At 69.9% G+C, this 13,869-nt stretch carries 9 protein-coding genes and 1 pseudogene; 3 read left to right on the forward strand and 7 right to left on the reverse strand.

Annotated features, from left to right (window positions below):
• Positions 1 to 124: 124 nt before the first annotated feature.
• From ffh to nsdA, 5 genes are all read right to left on the reverse strand, one after another.
• The gene (gene ffh, locus ACZ7M3_RS30175; RefSeq protein ID WP_355617332.1) at positions 125 to 1,678 is read right to left on the reverse strand and encodes a signal recognition particle protein; all 1,554 of its coding nucleotides are present in this window, start codon (positions 1,676 to 1,678) and stop codon (positions 125 to 127) included.
• Between the two features lie 162 nt (positions 1,679 to 1,840).
• On the reverse strand, positions 1,841 to 4,291 hold the full coding sequence (locus tag ACZ7M3_RS30180; RefSeq protein WP_472067170.1) for a [protein-PII] uridylyltransferase: 2,451 nt from the start codon (positions 4,289 to 4,291) through the stop codon (positions 1,841 to 1,843).
• 27 nt (positions 4,292 to 4,318) lie between these two features.
• A complete protein-coding gene (locus ACZ7M3_RS30185; protein WP_054235369.1) occupies positions 4,319 to 4,657 on the reverse strand; it encodes a P-II family nitrogen regulator in 339 nt (112 codons plus the stop codon).
• Entirely contained in the window at positions 4,654 to 5,991 is a 1,338-nt protein-coding gene (locus tag ACZ7M3_RS30190) for an ammonium transporter (RefSeq protein WP_472067172.1), read from the reverse strand. The genes ACZ7M3_RS30185 and ACZ7M3_RS30190 overlap by 4 nt, the downstream gene beginning before the upstream one ends.
• A gap of 337 nt (positions 5,992 to 6,328) precedes the next feature.
• Complete coding sequence (gene nsdA, locus ACZ7M3_RS30195; RefSeq protein WP_472067174.1) at positions 6,329 to 7,804, reverse strand: transcriptional repressor NsdA; 1,476 nt, start codon at positions 7,802 to 7,804, stop codon at positions 6,329 to 6,331.
• A 458-nt stretch (positions 7,805 to 8,262) separates the two neighbouring features.
• On the opposite strand from nsdA, the gene ACZ7M3_RS30200 reads away from it, so the two are divergent.
• The gene (locus tag ACZ7M3_RS30200) at positions 8,263 to 8,925 is read left to right on the forward strand and encodes a bifunctional DNA primase/polymerase (RefSeq protein WP_319747200.1); all 663 of its coding nucleotides are present in this window, start codon (positions 8,263 to 8,265) and stop codon (positions 8,923 to 8,925) included.
• Positions 8,926 to 9,030: 105 nt separating this feature from the next.
• On the opposite strand, the gene ftsY is transcribed toward ACZ7M3_RS30200, so the two are convergent.
• On the reverse strand, positions 9,031 to 10,239 hold the full coding sequence (gene ftsY, locus ACZ7M3_RS30205) for a signal recognition particle-docking protein FtsY (protein WP_472067176.1): 1,209 nt from the start codon (positions 10,237 to 10,239) through the stop codon (positions 9,031 to 9,033).
• Positions 10,240 to 10,389: 150 nt separating this feature from the next.
• Here ftsY and ACZ7M3_RS30210 point away from each other — a divergent pair.
• Together ACZ7M3_RS30210 and ACZ7M3_RS30215 are read left to right on the forward strand one after the other, a co-directional pair.
• A pseudogene (locus ACZ7M3_RS30210) lies at positions 10,390 to 11,327 on the forward strand (cytosine permease); the annotation flags it as partial.
• Positions 11,328 to 11,372: 45 nt separating this feature from the next.
• A complete protein-coding gene (locus tag ACZ7M3_RS30215) occupies positions 11,373 to 12,344 on the forward strand; it encodes an LLM class flavin-dependent oxidoreductase (protein ID WP_472067178.1) in 972 nt (323 codons plus the stop codon).
• Positions 12,345 to 12,431: 87 nt separating this feature from the next.
• On the opposite strand, the gene ACZ7M3_RS30220 is transcribed toward ACZ7M3_RS30215, so the two are convergent.
• Entirely contained in the window at positions 12,432 to 13,850 is a 1,419-nt protein-coding gene (locus ACZ7M3_RS30220; RefSeq protein ID WP_472067180.1) for a sugar porter family MFS transporter, read from the reverse strand.
• Positions 13,851 to 13,869 lie beyond the last annotated feature (19 nt).

Below are 13,869 nucleotides of genomic sequence, written 5' to 3' on the forward strand. Positions count from 1 at the left end.
TCGCCAGCATGCGCAGAAATTGCCACTGGGGGCACCCCTCCGACGAGGGGTGCCCCCAGTGCCGTACGAGAACGACCTCGTACGGAAGAACCCGTACGGAAAAACCCCGTACGGAAACGAACCGTCAGCCCATGAACTTCTTGAACTCGTCCGGCAGCTCGAAGTCCTGAGCCTGCTGCCCGGCCGGCAGACCGAAGGCGCCGCCCGGCTCGGCACCGGCCTCACGGCGGGCCGCGGCCTCTTCCTCCTGCTGCTTGCGCTTCATCGGGTTGCCGGAGCGCTGCTTGCCCTTGGCCACCTTCTGCTTCTTCTTGGCCCGGCCGGGGCCGCCACCCATGCCCGGGATCCCGGGCATGCCGGGCATGCCGCCGCCCTGGGCCATGCGGGACATCATCTTGCGGGCCTCGAAAAAGCGCTCGACCAGGTTCTTGACCGCGCTGACCTCGACACCCGAGCCCTTGGCGATACGGGCACGGCGCGAGCCGTTGATGATCGTCGGCTCCTGGCGCTCGCCCGGCGTCATCGACTTGATGATGGCGGCCGTGCGGTCGACGTCGCGCTCGTCGAGGTTGTTGATCTGGTCCTTGATCTGGCCCATGCCCGGGAGCATGCCGAGCAGCTTGCTGATGCTGCCCATCTTCCTGACCTGCTCCATCTGGGCCAGGAAGTCGTCCAGGGTGAAGTCCTGGCCCTTCTTGGACGCCAGCTTGGAGGCCATCTTCTCGGCCTCTTCTTGGCTGAACGTCTTCTCCGCCTGCTCGATCAGGGTGAGCAGGTCACCCAGGTCGAGGATGCGGGAGGCCATCCGGTCCGGGTGGAAGGCGTCGAAGTCGTCGAGCTTCTCGCCGTTCGACGCGAACATGATCGGCTTGCCGGTGACCGAGGTGATGGAGAGCGCGGCACCACCACGGGCGTCACCGTCAAGCTTCGACAGGACGACGCCGTCGAAGCCGACGCCGTCACGGAAGGCCTCGGCGGTGTTGACCGCGTCCTGACCGATCATCGCGTCGACGACGAAGAGGATCTCGTCGGGGCTGACGGCGTCGCGGATGTCCGCGGCCTGCTGCATCAGCTCCTGGTCGATGCCGAGACGGCCGGCGGTGTCCACGATCACGATGTCGTGGACCTTGGTCTTCGCGAACTCCATGGAGTCCTTGGCGACCTTGACCGGGTCACCGACGCCGTTGCCCGGCTCGGGGGCGTAGACGGCCACACCGGCGCGCTCGGCGACGACGCTCAGCTGGTTCACGGCGTTCGGGCGCTGGAGGTCGGCGGCGACCAGCAGCGGGGAGTGGCCCTGGTCCTTGAGCCACTTGCCGAGCTTTCCGGCGAGCGTGGTCTTACCGGCACCCTGAAGACCCGCGAGCATGATCACGGTGGGCGGGTTCTTGGCGAACCGCAGGCGGCGGGTCTCGCCGCCGAGGATCGTGACGAGCTCCTCGTTCACGATCTTCAGGACCTGCTGGGCCGGGTTCAGCGCCTTGGAGACCTCGGAGCCGAGGGCGCGCTCCTTGACGTTCTTGATGAAGGTCCGCACGACCGGCAGGGCCACATCGGCTTCGAGGAGCGCGATACGGATCTCGCGGGCCGTGGCGTCGATGTCAGCCTCGGAGAGCCGGCCTTTCCCGCGGAGGTTTTTGAAAGTCGCGCTCAGGCGGTCTGAGAGGGTATCGAACACGGTGGCGTCGGTCCTCGGAGTCGGGGGCGGTTTGGGTTGCCCTCCAGGGTATCTGCCCGAAAAGGGTTGGTGTCCCCTGCCTGGTGTGAATACCCGACAGGGACCAGGTTCGATGGACGGAGACAGGACCGCGAGGTCACTCCCGCAGCATCTGCCACGAGGTCATCCCCGCAGCATCTCCTCCAGCCCCCGCGCCACCGAAACCGCCTCCTCCGCCGGCAGGGGCGCGCCCTTGGGGCCGGTCACGTAGAAGGCGTCCACGGCGTTGGCTCCGAGGGTGGAGACATGCATGCTGCGCACCCAGACGCTCGCGTCCTCCAGGGCCCGCCCGATGCGGTGCAGCAGGCCGGGAGCGTCGTGGGCGCGGACTTCGATGACCGTCGCGTGGCGGGAGGCGGCGGAGGCGACCGTCACCCGGGGCGGCGGCGCGATCGTGCCCCGTCGGCGCGGGTAGGCGGCGTCGCGCTCGGCGAGTCGGGCCGCGATGTCCAGGGAGCCGTCCAGGGCGCGCACGAGGTCGGCGCGCAGCCGGGCGGCCTGCGGCAGGGAGCCGTACTCGGCGGCGACCCGCCAGTTGAGCAGCAGCACCGAGCCCTCGACGCCGTCGGGCAGGTCCAGGGCGCGCAGCTCGGCCGTGCGCACGGTCAGGCGGTGCATCGCGAGGACACCGGCGACCGCGGGAAGCACTCCGGGCTGATCGGGCACGGCGATGAGCAGTTCCACGCCCAGGGGCTCGGGGTCGCCGCCGGACTCCTCCTCGGTGGGCGGTTCGGTCTGCGCGCGCAGTGCCAGTACGGGGCCGCCGGTGCGGAACGCCTCGATGGCGAGCCGCTCCTGCTCGGCCGTGGGCGCGGCGGCCTCGGGCTCCTCGGGGGCGTCTCCGGCGAGCACGGCGGCGACCCGCTTGACCAGGTCGGTGACGAGGGATCCGCGCCAGGAGGACCAGGCCGCGGGCCCGGTGGCGAGCGCGTCCGCCTCGGTGAGGGCGTGCAGCAGTTCAAGGGTGCTCTGCGATCCGACGGCCTCGGCGACCGAGCGGACGGTCGCCGGGTCCTCCAGGTCGCGTCGGGTCGCGGTGTCGATGAGCAGCAGGTGGTGGCGTACGAGGGTGGCGAGCACCGCCACGTCGGCGCGGTCGAAGCCGATGCGGGCGGCCACGTCCCGGGCGATGATCTCGCCGGCCACGGAGTGGTCGCCTGGCCAGCCCTTGCCGATGTCGTGCAGCAGGGCGGAGACGAGGAGGAGGTCGGGGCGGCCCACGCGGCGTGCCAGTTCGGAGGCGCGGACGGCCGTCTCGATGAGGTGGCGGTCGACGGTCCAGATGTGCACGGCGTTGCGCTGCGGACGGCAGCGCACCCGCTCCCAGTCGGGCAGGAGCCGGGTGATCAGGCCCTCGGCCTCCAGTGCTTCCCAGACCTCGATGGTCGGGCGGCCCGAGCCGAGCAGCGTGACGAGCTGTTCCCGGGCCTCGGCGGGCCAGGGCGTGGGCAATGGGCGGGCGACGGCGGCCATGCGCCGTACGGCGTGCAGGGAGAGCGGGAGCCCGGCCTGAGCGGCGGCGGCCGCGGCACGCAGCGGGAGTACGGGGTCGCGCTCGGGGCGCGCGGCGCGGGCGAGTACCACCTCGCCGTCCATCTCGACCACACCCTCGGCGAGCGGTGAGCGCTCCACGGCGGGCTTGGCACCGCCGCCGAGCATGGCGCGCAGCCGTGGCCGCACAGCGCGCGACTTGAGCACGCGTCCCACTTCGCGCCAGGTGACGTCACTGGCGTACGACACGACGCGCGCGGCCTCGTACACCTGGCGCAGGAGGGTGTCGGCGTCCAGGAGTCCGAGTTCGGCGGCGACCTGATCCTGCTCCTGGAGCGCAAGGCGGTCGGTGGCGCGGCCGGTGGTGAGGTGGAGGGCGTCGCGGACGTCCAGGAGCCTGCGGCGGGCGTCGGCGAGGCCCTCACGGGGCGCGTCCGCGAGCCAGGAGGCGGCGACGGCACGCAGGGCGGTGGCGTCGCGCAGGCCGCCGCGAGCCTCCTTCAGGTCCGGTTCCAGGAGGTACTGCAGCTCGCCCTGGCGCTCGGCGCGCTCGGCGCACAGCTCCTGGAGTTCGGGGAGGCGTTTCGGCGCCTGGTTGCGCCAGTCGGCGAGGACGGCCGTACGCAATCCGGCGGTGAGGCCGAGGTCGCCCGCGATGTGGCGGGCGTCCAGCAGGCCGAGCTGCACCTTGAGGTCCCCGCTCGCGGTCTTGCGTGCCTCCCCGGGCGTACGCACCGAGTGGTCGAGGGCCAGGCCCAGGTCCCAGATGGGGTACCAGATGCGGTCGGCGAGCGCGGCGACCGTGCCGGAGTCGGCGCCGTCGTGCAGAAGCAGCAGGTCGAGATCGCTGCGTGGCGAGAGTTCTCCGCGGCCGTAGCCGCCGACGGCGACGAGCGAGACGCCGCGCAGTCCCTCGGCGCCCGCGCCGAACAGGCCGGTCAGCCATTCGTCCGTGAGTTCGGCGAGGGCTGCACGGCGCGGCGGCCCGGACTGCGCCCCCTCCTGGAGGAGGCGCAGCCGGGCCGCCGCATAGCCGCTGGGTCCCGAGTCCTCTGCTTCCGTACGCATCTCCGTACTCGTCACCCAGTGGCTCCTGTTCTGATCTTCTGTTTAGAGCGCGTCCGGGCCGCGCTCGCCGGTCCGGACCCGGACGGCCGTCTCGACCGGGATGGACCACACCTTGCCGTCACCGATCTTGCCGGTGCGGGCCGCCTTCACGACGACATCGATCAGCTGTTCGGCGTCGTCGTCCTCGGCCAGCACCTCGATGCGGATCTTGGGGACCAGGTCGACGGTGTACTCGGCACCACGGTAGACCTCGGTGTGTCCCCGCTGCCGACCGTAGCCGCTGGCCTCGGTGACCGTGAGGCCGTGCACCCCGAAGGCCTGCAGGGCCTCCTTGATCTCGTCGAGCCGGTGGGGCTTCACGACGGCGGTGATGAGCTTCATGCGTCCACCTTCTTGCTCTCCGTACCCGCGAGGGCGGAAACCGAGCCGCCGACGATGCCGCCGCCCGCTCCACTGAAGTCGTATGCGGTCTCGGCGTGCTCGGCCTGGTCGATGCCGGCGATCTCCTCGTCCTCGCTGACCCGCATGCCCATCGTCTTGTCGATGATGAAGGCGAGGATCGCGGAGACGACCAGGGAGTAGCCGAGGACGGCGAAGACACCGGCGCACTGCTTCCAGAACTGGGTGAGACCGCCGCCGTAGAAGAGGCCCTCGACGGTGGACTGGCCCTTGCCGCTGGCGAAGAAGCCGATCAGCAGGGAGCCGATGACACCGCCGACGAGGTGCACGCCGACCACGTCGAGGGAGTCGTCGTAGCCGAACTTGTACTTGAGGCCGACGGCCATGGCGCACACGACACCGGCGATGGCGCCGACGGCGATCGCGCCGAGCGGGGAGACCGCGCCACCCGACGGGGTGATGGCGACCAGACCGGCCACCGCGCCGGAGGCGGCGCCCAGCGTCGTGAACGCGCCGTGGCGGATCTTCTCGTAGATGAGCCAGGCCAGCATGGCGGCCGCGGTGGCGATCTGCGTGTTGACGAACATCAGCGCGCCGACGCCGTCGTCGTTGCCGAGCCACGAACCGGCGTTGAATCCGAACCAGCCGAACCACAGCAGACCGGAGCCGAGCATCACCAGCGGGAGGCTGTGCGGACGCATCGGGTCCTTCTTGAAGCCGACACGCTTGCCGATGACCAGGATCACGCCGAGCGCCGCGGCACCCGCGTTGATGTGGACCGCCGTACCACCGGCGAAGTCGATCACGCCGAGGTCGAACGCCCAGCCGCCGGTGCCCCAGACCCAGTGCGCGACCGGGAAGTAGACGACCGTGGCCCACAGCGCGATGAACAGCGACCACGCCGTGAACTTCACCCGGTCCGCCAGCGCACCGCTTATCAGCGCGGGCGTGATGATGGCGAACATCAGCTGGAAGACCATGAAGACGAAGATCGGGATGGTGTACCCCGGCCACAGCTCCGTCAGGCCGACGTTGCTGAGGCCGACCCAGTCCGAGGTCCAGCCGATGAACGAACCCTTGTCCGTGCCGAAGGCGAGCGAGAAGCCGTACAGCACCCACAGGATCGTGATGATCCCCATGCTGATGAAGCTCATCATCAGCATGTTCAGGGTGCTCTTGACACGGACCATGCCTCCGTAGAAGAAGGCGAGGCCGGGGGTCATGATCAGCACCAGGGCGGAAGCGATGAGCATGAACCCGGTGTTGGCGGCCGAGAGCTTGGGAGCTTCTGCGGCTAGCGTGATGGCTGGTGCCATCGGCGTCTCCTCGTCGTTGGTACGGCCCCGTGCGGGCGAAGCCTGAGCGGTCATGAGGGGTGGGCCGGTTATGCGCCATGAGATTGACGCAGCGCGGTTTCCGTCGACGCCCCTCGATGTTTCGCCGCAGTGACGAAGGCACCTCGTGTGTTACGCCTCCATGAACTGGCTGATACCGGGCGGAGCGATCGTTATCGTGGCGCAACCTTCCCAGAAGGCAAACGAACCGGCCACGGCTGGTCGTCCGATGACCTGGCATGGGGGAGCCGAGTCGGGCGGTTCGGGACGACCGGCCGTGGCCGGGGTACTGGGATCGGACCGCTTGCGCGGCCCGGGCTCAGACCGCTTCCGCGGTCTCGGGAAGGTCGACGGCGAGCTGCTCGGTGAGGTCCACGACCTCGGCGAGGTCACCGAAGTCGCGGACGGCCGTGTCGACCGTCTTTCGGATACGAGTGTTGACGCGCTCGGAGCGCACCTTCTTGGCGATCGCCATCGCGTCCTTGGCCAATACCGCACTCTGCTCGGGCTCGCGCCGCAGCAGGTGCACGGTGGCCATGCCGATGAGATTGAGTGCGTACGAACGCTGGTGCTCGCCGTCCTTGGCGAAGAGGTCGACGGCCTGCTGCATCAGGGGCTCGGCGAGCGACGCGTACGTGGGGCTGCGGCCCGCGACATAGGCCAGGTCGCGGTAGGAGTGCGAGTTCTCGCCGTGCAGCTCGGCCAGCGAGAAGAAGCGGATCCAGTCGGGGTCCGGGTCGTCCCACTCGTGAACGTCCTCGAAGCTGTCCTCGGCCATCCGGACGGCCCGCTTGCACTTTCCGGGCTGGCCCATGTTCGCGTAGGCGCGGGCCTCCATCGCATACAGCATGGCCTGGGTGCGCGGGCTCGCGCAGTCACGGCTTCCGTACTGCGCCAGATGGATGAGTTCGAGCGCGTCGTCGGGCCGGCCGAGGTGGATCATCTGGCGGCTCATGCTGGAGAGGATGTACGAGCCCAGCGGCTTGTCGCCCGCCTCCTTGGCGGCGTGCAGGGCGAGCACGAAGTACTTCTGCGCGGTGGGTTGCAGTCCCACGTCGTAGCTCATCCAGCCCGCCAGCTCGGCCAGCTCGGCGGCGACCTTGAACAGGCGTTTGCTGGTCGCCCCGGGCTGCGGCTCCTGGAGCAGGTCGGTCACCTCGTGCAGCTGGCCGACGACCGCCTTGCGGCGCAGACCGCCGCCGCACTGGGCGTCCCACTGGCGGAACATCACCGTGGTGGACTCCAGGAGGTCCAGCTCGGGCTGGGAGAGCCGGCCGGGGCGGCGCGCGGCGGCCGGGGACTCGGGCTCCTCCTGGGGCGCGGCGGGCGTGGGCACCAGCCAGCGCTGCATGGGCTCGATGAGGGCGGGGCCCGCGGCGAGGGCCAGCGAGCTGCCGAGGAAGCCACGCCGCGCCAGCATCAGGTCACTGCGCGAGTACTCGCTGATCAGCGCCACGGTCTGCGGGCCGGTCCAGGGCAGGTCGACACCCGACACGGACGGTGACTGGTGGGCGGCGCGCAGACCGAGGTCCTCGACGGCGACCACACAGCCGAACCGCTCGGAGAACAGCTCGGACAGGATCCGCGGAATCGGCTCGCGCGGATTCTCGCCGTCCAGCCAGCGGCGCACCCGGGAGGTGTCCGTGGAGATGTGGTTGGCCCCCAACTGGCGGGCCCTTCGGTTCACTTGCCGCGCCAGCTCGCCCTTCGACCAGCCACTGCGCACGAACCACGAGCCCAACAGCTCATTCGGGCGCTTGTCAGCGTTCGTACCGCTTCCGCCGTTGCCGCCCACTGGAACGCCCCCATCCCTGAGACCACTTGTACGCTGCGTGCGCCAAGCCCTATCAGAATGCCGGTAAATACGGCCTCGCGTCCGGCAGTTCCCACCCTTCGAACGGGAAGCCGACTTGCCTCCGGCATACCCACGAGTGCATACGTCCCCAGGACTCGTGCACTCAAAGTAATCCTACGATCACGCGTCCAGCCATGGCGATCCCGGAAACGCCACCATTCGCCACCCCATCGAATGAACTCCTGATCGCCTGTACGCGATTCACTTGACATAGGACAGCCAGAAGTGGCGGAACGATGCATTAGGGGGCGCACGCCGCCAGGTGCACCACCCAGGACGCTTCCGGGCGCCGCCGGGATCGCGTCGCCAACCACGCGACATCCGGGGACTTGAACACACTGAGTGATGTTTCGCGTTCATAGCGTAACCGTCGACGCGTTGGACCCGTTGGAGGGGGCATGGGCTTCACGATCGGCAGCAGTCGGGGAATGCGCGAAAGCCGGCCCGGCACCCGTCGCCGCGGCCGCTCGTCGGAGTGCACCGCGGTGGCCGAGTTCACCGGGCTGTGGGGCTGGGACGTGGTCCCCGGCGCCCGGGCCGCCGCGGGCGCGTGCTCCTGCGGCAAGGCCGGCTGCCCCACGCCGGGGGCGCATCCGCTGGACTTCGCGCCGGTGCTCGAAGCGGGCGCCACGCTCGACGAGGTCTCCGAGACCTGGGGCGAGTTCCCGGGTGCCGCGGTGATGCTGCCGGTCGGCCGCGCGTTCGACGTCATCGAGGTCGCCGAGGCCGCCGGGCGCCGGGCGCTCGTCCGCCTGGAGCGGATGGGCCTGCCCACCGGACCGGTCACCGCGACCCCGGACGGCCGCGCCCACTTCCTCGTCGCCCCCGGCGCCGCGGCCGAGCTCCCCGAGCTGCTCTACCGGATGGGCTGGGACGACGCCTCCCTCGACCTGCACGGCCTCGGCCCCGGTACGTACGTCACCGCCCCGCCCTCCGACCGCGCCGGCCTCGGTCCGGTCCGCTGGCTGCGCTCCCCCGCCCTGGACTCGGCGACGAAGCCGCCGCAGGCGCGGTTGCTGCTGGGGACGCTGGCGTACGTGGCGCACCGGTCGCGCGCGTAACGACGCCGATACCGGTAACGACGTACACAGCAAAGCGTCCGCCCCCGAACTGCACCTCGGGGGCGGACGCTGCCAGAACCACCTACCAACTTGGCGAGGTGCGGGTCACTCTCCGATAAGGGCGTCAACGAACGCCTCCGGCTCGAACGGCGCCAGATCGTCCGCGCCCTCACCCAGACCCACCAGCTTGACCGGCACTCCCAGCTCGCGCTGGACCGCGATCACGATGCCGCCCTTCGCGGTGCCGTCGAGCTTGGTCAGCACGATGCCGGTGATGTCGACGACCTCGGCGAAGACGCGGGCCTGCACCAGACCGTTCTGGCCGGTCGTGGCGTCGAGGACCAGCAGCACCTCGTCGAGCGGGGCGTGCTTCTCGACGACACGCTTGACCTTGCCGAGCTCGTCCATGAGCCCCGTCTTGGTGTGCAGCCGTCCGGCCGTGTCGATGAGGACGACGTCGGCACCCTCCTCGATGCCCTCCTTGACCGCGTCGAAGGCGATCGAGGCGGGATCGCCGCCCTCGGGGCCCCGCACGGTACGGGCACCCACGCGCTCGCCCCAGGTCTGCAGCTGGTCGGCGGCGGCGGCACGGAAGGTGTCGGCGGCGCCGAGCACCACGTTCTTGCCGTCGGCGACGAGGACGCGGGCGAGCTTGCCGGTGGTGGTGGTCTTCCCGGTGCCGTTGACACCGACGACCATCACGATGCCCGGGGTGTCGAGAGGTGAGTCGGTCTTGACCTCCCGGTCGAACTCGGGGACGAGGAGCTGCAGCAGCTCCTCGCGCAGCAGGGTGCGCAGCTCGTCGGGCGTCCGCGTACCGAGCACCTTCACGCGCTCGCGCAGCCGCTCGACCAGCTCCTGGGTGGGCTGCACGCCGACGTCGGCGGTCAGCAGCGTGTCCTCGATCTCCTCCCAGGTCTCCTCGTCGAGGTGCTCGCGCGAGAGGAGCGTGAGCAGCCCCTTGCCGAGCGCGTTCTGCGAGCGCGAGAGGCGGGCGCGCAGCCGCACCAGGCGCCCGGCGGTGGGCTCCGGGATCTCGATCGCGGGAGCTTCGACAACGGGTTCGGGTTCCTCGACGACGACCGGCGCGGCCGAGCCGCCCGGGAGGTCCACCTCCTCTATCGTCCGGCGCTCTTCGTCGTGCGGGATCTCGGCCTCGTCGCCGATGTGCGGCTCGGCCGGAGGGGCGGTGATGTCGGGCGTGGTGGGGGGCGCCGGGGGCAGCGACTTCTTGCGGCGACTGCCGATGACGAGCCCGCCGAGTGCGCCGATCACGACTACGGCGATGACTACAGCAAGGATGAGGGTTTCCATAACAAGCCCAGTATGGCGTGACCACCCGCTCGACCGTTCGCTGTCCGCGCAGGGCTGCACGTCCTACGGGTCACGCGCGGCGTACTCAGGGCGCGTCACGGCCCATGCCGTAGACCCTGACACGCCCTCGCCGCCGACATCGACGTGTCGCTGACCATGGGCGCGGCCCTGGCCGTCTCCTACGGACTCAATTTCCGGCAGGCGCCGGACGTCGGCCTCGCGGCGCCGGTCGTGTCGTACGGCCTGGTCGCCCGCCGGGGCTGGGAGACGATCAACGCGGTGCCGGGCTCGACGTGCAGCACATGGGCGACGTGACTCTTCGGCGGCCTCTCCGTGCTCGTCCTCGGCCACCTGGTCGCGGACACGGACTTGGACAGGGTCTTCGGGCAGCCCGTCGGCCCGACGCCCCTGATGATCACAGGGGTCGGACTGATCGCGGCGGGCGGCATCAGCTGGCGCCGGCGTCGTCGCACTCCCCCCTGATCCTGATGGGCACGGTGATGGCGGTCTCGACGCCGGACCTGCCCTCGGCCGCCGACCCGGTCTCCTTCGTCGGCACGATCCTGCCGCTGTGGATCGCGGTGCCCTACCTGCTCATCGCCCTGGTCGGCATGCTGCTGATCAGCGCGATGTCGATGTACTCGGCGGCCTTCACCGCGCAGACCCTCGGCATCGAGGTGTCGCGGCACCGGGCGGTCGCGGTCAACGCCGTGATCCCACTGGTCCTCGGCGGCGTCCTGATGCTGGTGGCGACCTCCTTCACGGGCTCGTTCATCACGTTCCTGTCGCTGCTCGCGGTCGCGGTCGCGTTCTCGGCCTGGGTCGGCGTCTTCGGCGCGGACATGCTGCGCCGCGAGGAGTACGACGCCGGGGCCCTGCTCGACACCACGCGCACCAGCGCCGACCGGTACCGGGGCACGTCCGACTGGTCCACCGGTCCGCCGGCGTCGAACAACCCCGTCGGCGAGTACGGCCTCGGCTGGGTGGCGACCGTCGCGGTCTCCTTCCTGCGGTACGCGGTGCTGCCGAAACCCGCGATGGCGCCCGTGGCGCAGCCCGCGAAAGGGCCCGCGACTATGGCTGTCTGACGAACCGTCAGCTACCGTCCCCCTCCACACCGAAGGGGGGCTTCCATGCCCGTAACCGTCGTGCGCTTCAACCTCGTCGACCCCGCCGCCACCCCCGCGTCACTGAGCGCCCGCTACAAGGCGGCCATCGAGATGGCCGCCTACGCCGACGACCGCGGCATCACCACCGTGCAGACCGAGGAACACCACGGCGTCGCCAACAACTGGCTGCCGTCGCCGTTCGCCTTCGCGGGCGCGGTCTTCGGAGCGACCCGGCACCTCGCGGTCACCGTCTCCGCGGTCATCGGCCCGCTGCACGATCCACTGCGCCTCGCCGAGGACGTCGCCGTGCTCGACCTGCTCAGCGGCGGCCGCCTCGTCACCGTCGCGGGCATCGGCTACCGGCCCGAGGAGTACGCCCTCTTCGACGTCGACTGGAAGCGGCGCGGGGCACTCCAGGACGAGCTCCTGGAAACAGTGCTGAAGGCGTGGACCGGCGAGGAGTTCACCTACCGGGACCGTACGGTACGGGTCACACCGCGCCCGTTCTCCGACCCGCACCCGCTGTTGCTGGTCGGCGGCTCGTCCAGGGCCGCGGCCCGGCGCGCCGCTCGGCTCGGGCTCCCCTTCTTCCCCAGCGCGCACCTCCCCGAGCTGGAGGCGTACTACAAGGAGCGGCTCGTCGAGTACGGCACCGAGGGCTGGACCATGATGCCCGCCGCCGAGACCCCGCTGCTGCACATCACCGAGGACCCGGACCGGGCGTGGGCCGAGTACGGCGGGCACTTCCTGCACGAGGCACGGACGTACGCCTCCTGGCAGTCCGGTGACATCCGCTCGGCGGTGAAGTCGGCTGCCACGACGGTCGAGGAACTGCGCGCGGAGGGCGTGTACCGGATCCTGACCCCCGACCAGTGCGTGGCGCAGGGTCTCGACAACCATGTGCTGCACCCGCTGTCCGGCGGGATGCCGATCGACGAGGGCTGGCGCAGCCTGCACCTGTTCTGCGAAGACGTACTGCCCCGGCTCGGGGATTGAGCCGGGGCAGTACGTCTTACGGGTACGAGGAGAGGGGCAGCGGGGACTTGGCCCTTCTCCTCGAGTCTCGGGGCCTCTTCAGGAGGCTCAGCCCATTTCCTCCAGCGTCTTGCCCTTGGTCTCCTTCACGTACTTGAGCACGAAGGGGATGGAGAGCGCGGCGAAGATCGTGTAGATCACGTAGGTCGCGGAGAGGTTCCAGTCGGCCAGTGACGGGAAGCTCGCGGTGATGGCCCAGTTGGCGATCCACTGCGCGGAGGCGGCGACGCCAAGGGCGGCGGCGCGGATCCGGTTCGGGAACATCTCGCCGAGGAAGACCCAGACCACGACACCCCAGGACAGGGCGAAGAAGAGGACGAAGACATGCGCGGCGATGAGGGCGACCCAGCCCTGTGTCGCCGGCAGCTTGCCGTCCACGAGGTCGTACGAGAAGGCCCAGGCCTCGAGCCCGAGACCGATGACCATACCGACGGAACCGATGAGGGCCAGCGGCTTGCGGCCGATCCGGTCCACGAAGATCATCGCGATCACGGTGCCGATGATGTTGATGATCGACGTCGTGAACGAGTAGAAGAACGACTCCGAGGGGTCGACGCCGACCGACTGCCACAGCGTCGAGGAGTAGTAGAACGCGACGTTGATGCCGACGAACTGCTGGAAGACCGAGAGGCCGATGCCGACCCAGACGATCGGCTTGAAGAAGAAGCTGCCGCCGAGCAGGTCCTTGAAGGTCGACTTGTGCTCGCTCTTCATGGCGTGCTCGATCTCGGCGACGCGGGCCGTCAGGTCGATCTTGTCGCCCTCGACCTCCTTGAGCACCTCACGGGCGCGGTCTTCCTTGCCCACGGAGATCAGGAAGCGCGGCGACTCGGGGATCGCGAAGGACAGCAGACCGTAGAGGACGGCCGGGATGACCATGACACCGAGCATGACCTGCCAGGCCTCGATGCCCATCAGCTTGCCGCGCTGGTCGCCGCCGGCGGCGTTCAGGATGCCCCAGTTGACCAGCTGCGAGATGGCGATGCCGACGACGATCGCGGCCTGCTGGAAGGAGCCAAGGCGTCCGCGGTACGCGGCCGGGGAGACCTCGGCGATGTAGGCGGGGCCGATGACGGAGGCCATACCGATGGCGAATCCGCCGATGATGCGCCAGAAGGCGAGGTCCCACAGCGCGAACGGCAGCGCGGAACCAACGGCGCTGACCGTGAAGAGGACGGCGGAGATCTGCATGCATCGGATGCGGCCGATGCGGTCGGCTATGCGGCCAGCGGTCGCGGCGCCGATGGCGCAGCCGATCAGCGCGATGGCGATGACCTGGGCCAGGGTCGCCGAGCCGATGTCGTAGCGGCTTCGGATCGCCTCGACGGCGCCGTTGATCACGGCGCTGTCGTAACCGAACAGGAAGCCGCCCATTGCGGCCGCCGCCGCGATGAAGATGACATGCCCGAGATGTTCGGGGTGAGCCGTCCTGGCTCCTGGTTGGGGGGCCTGCGCGGTGCTGGTCACGTGTAACTCCTCGGGCCAC

Source organism: Streptomyces sp. NPDC111656 (assembly GCF_055656965.1).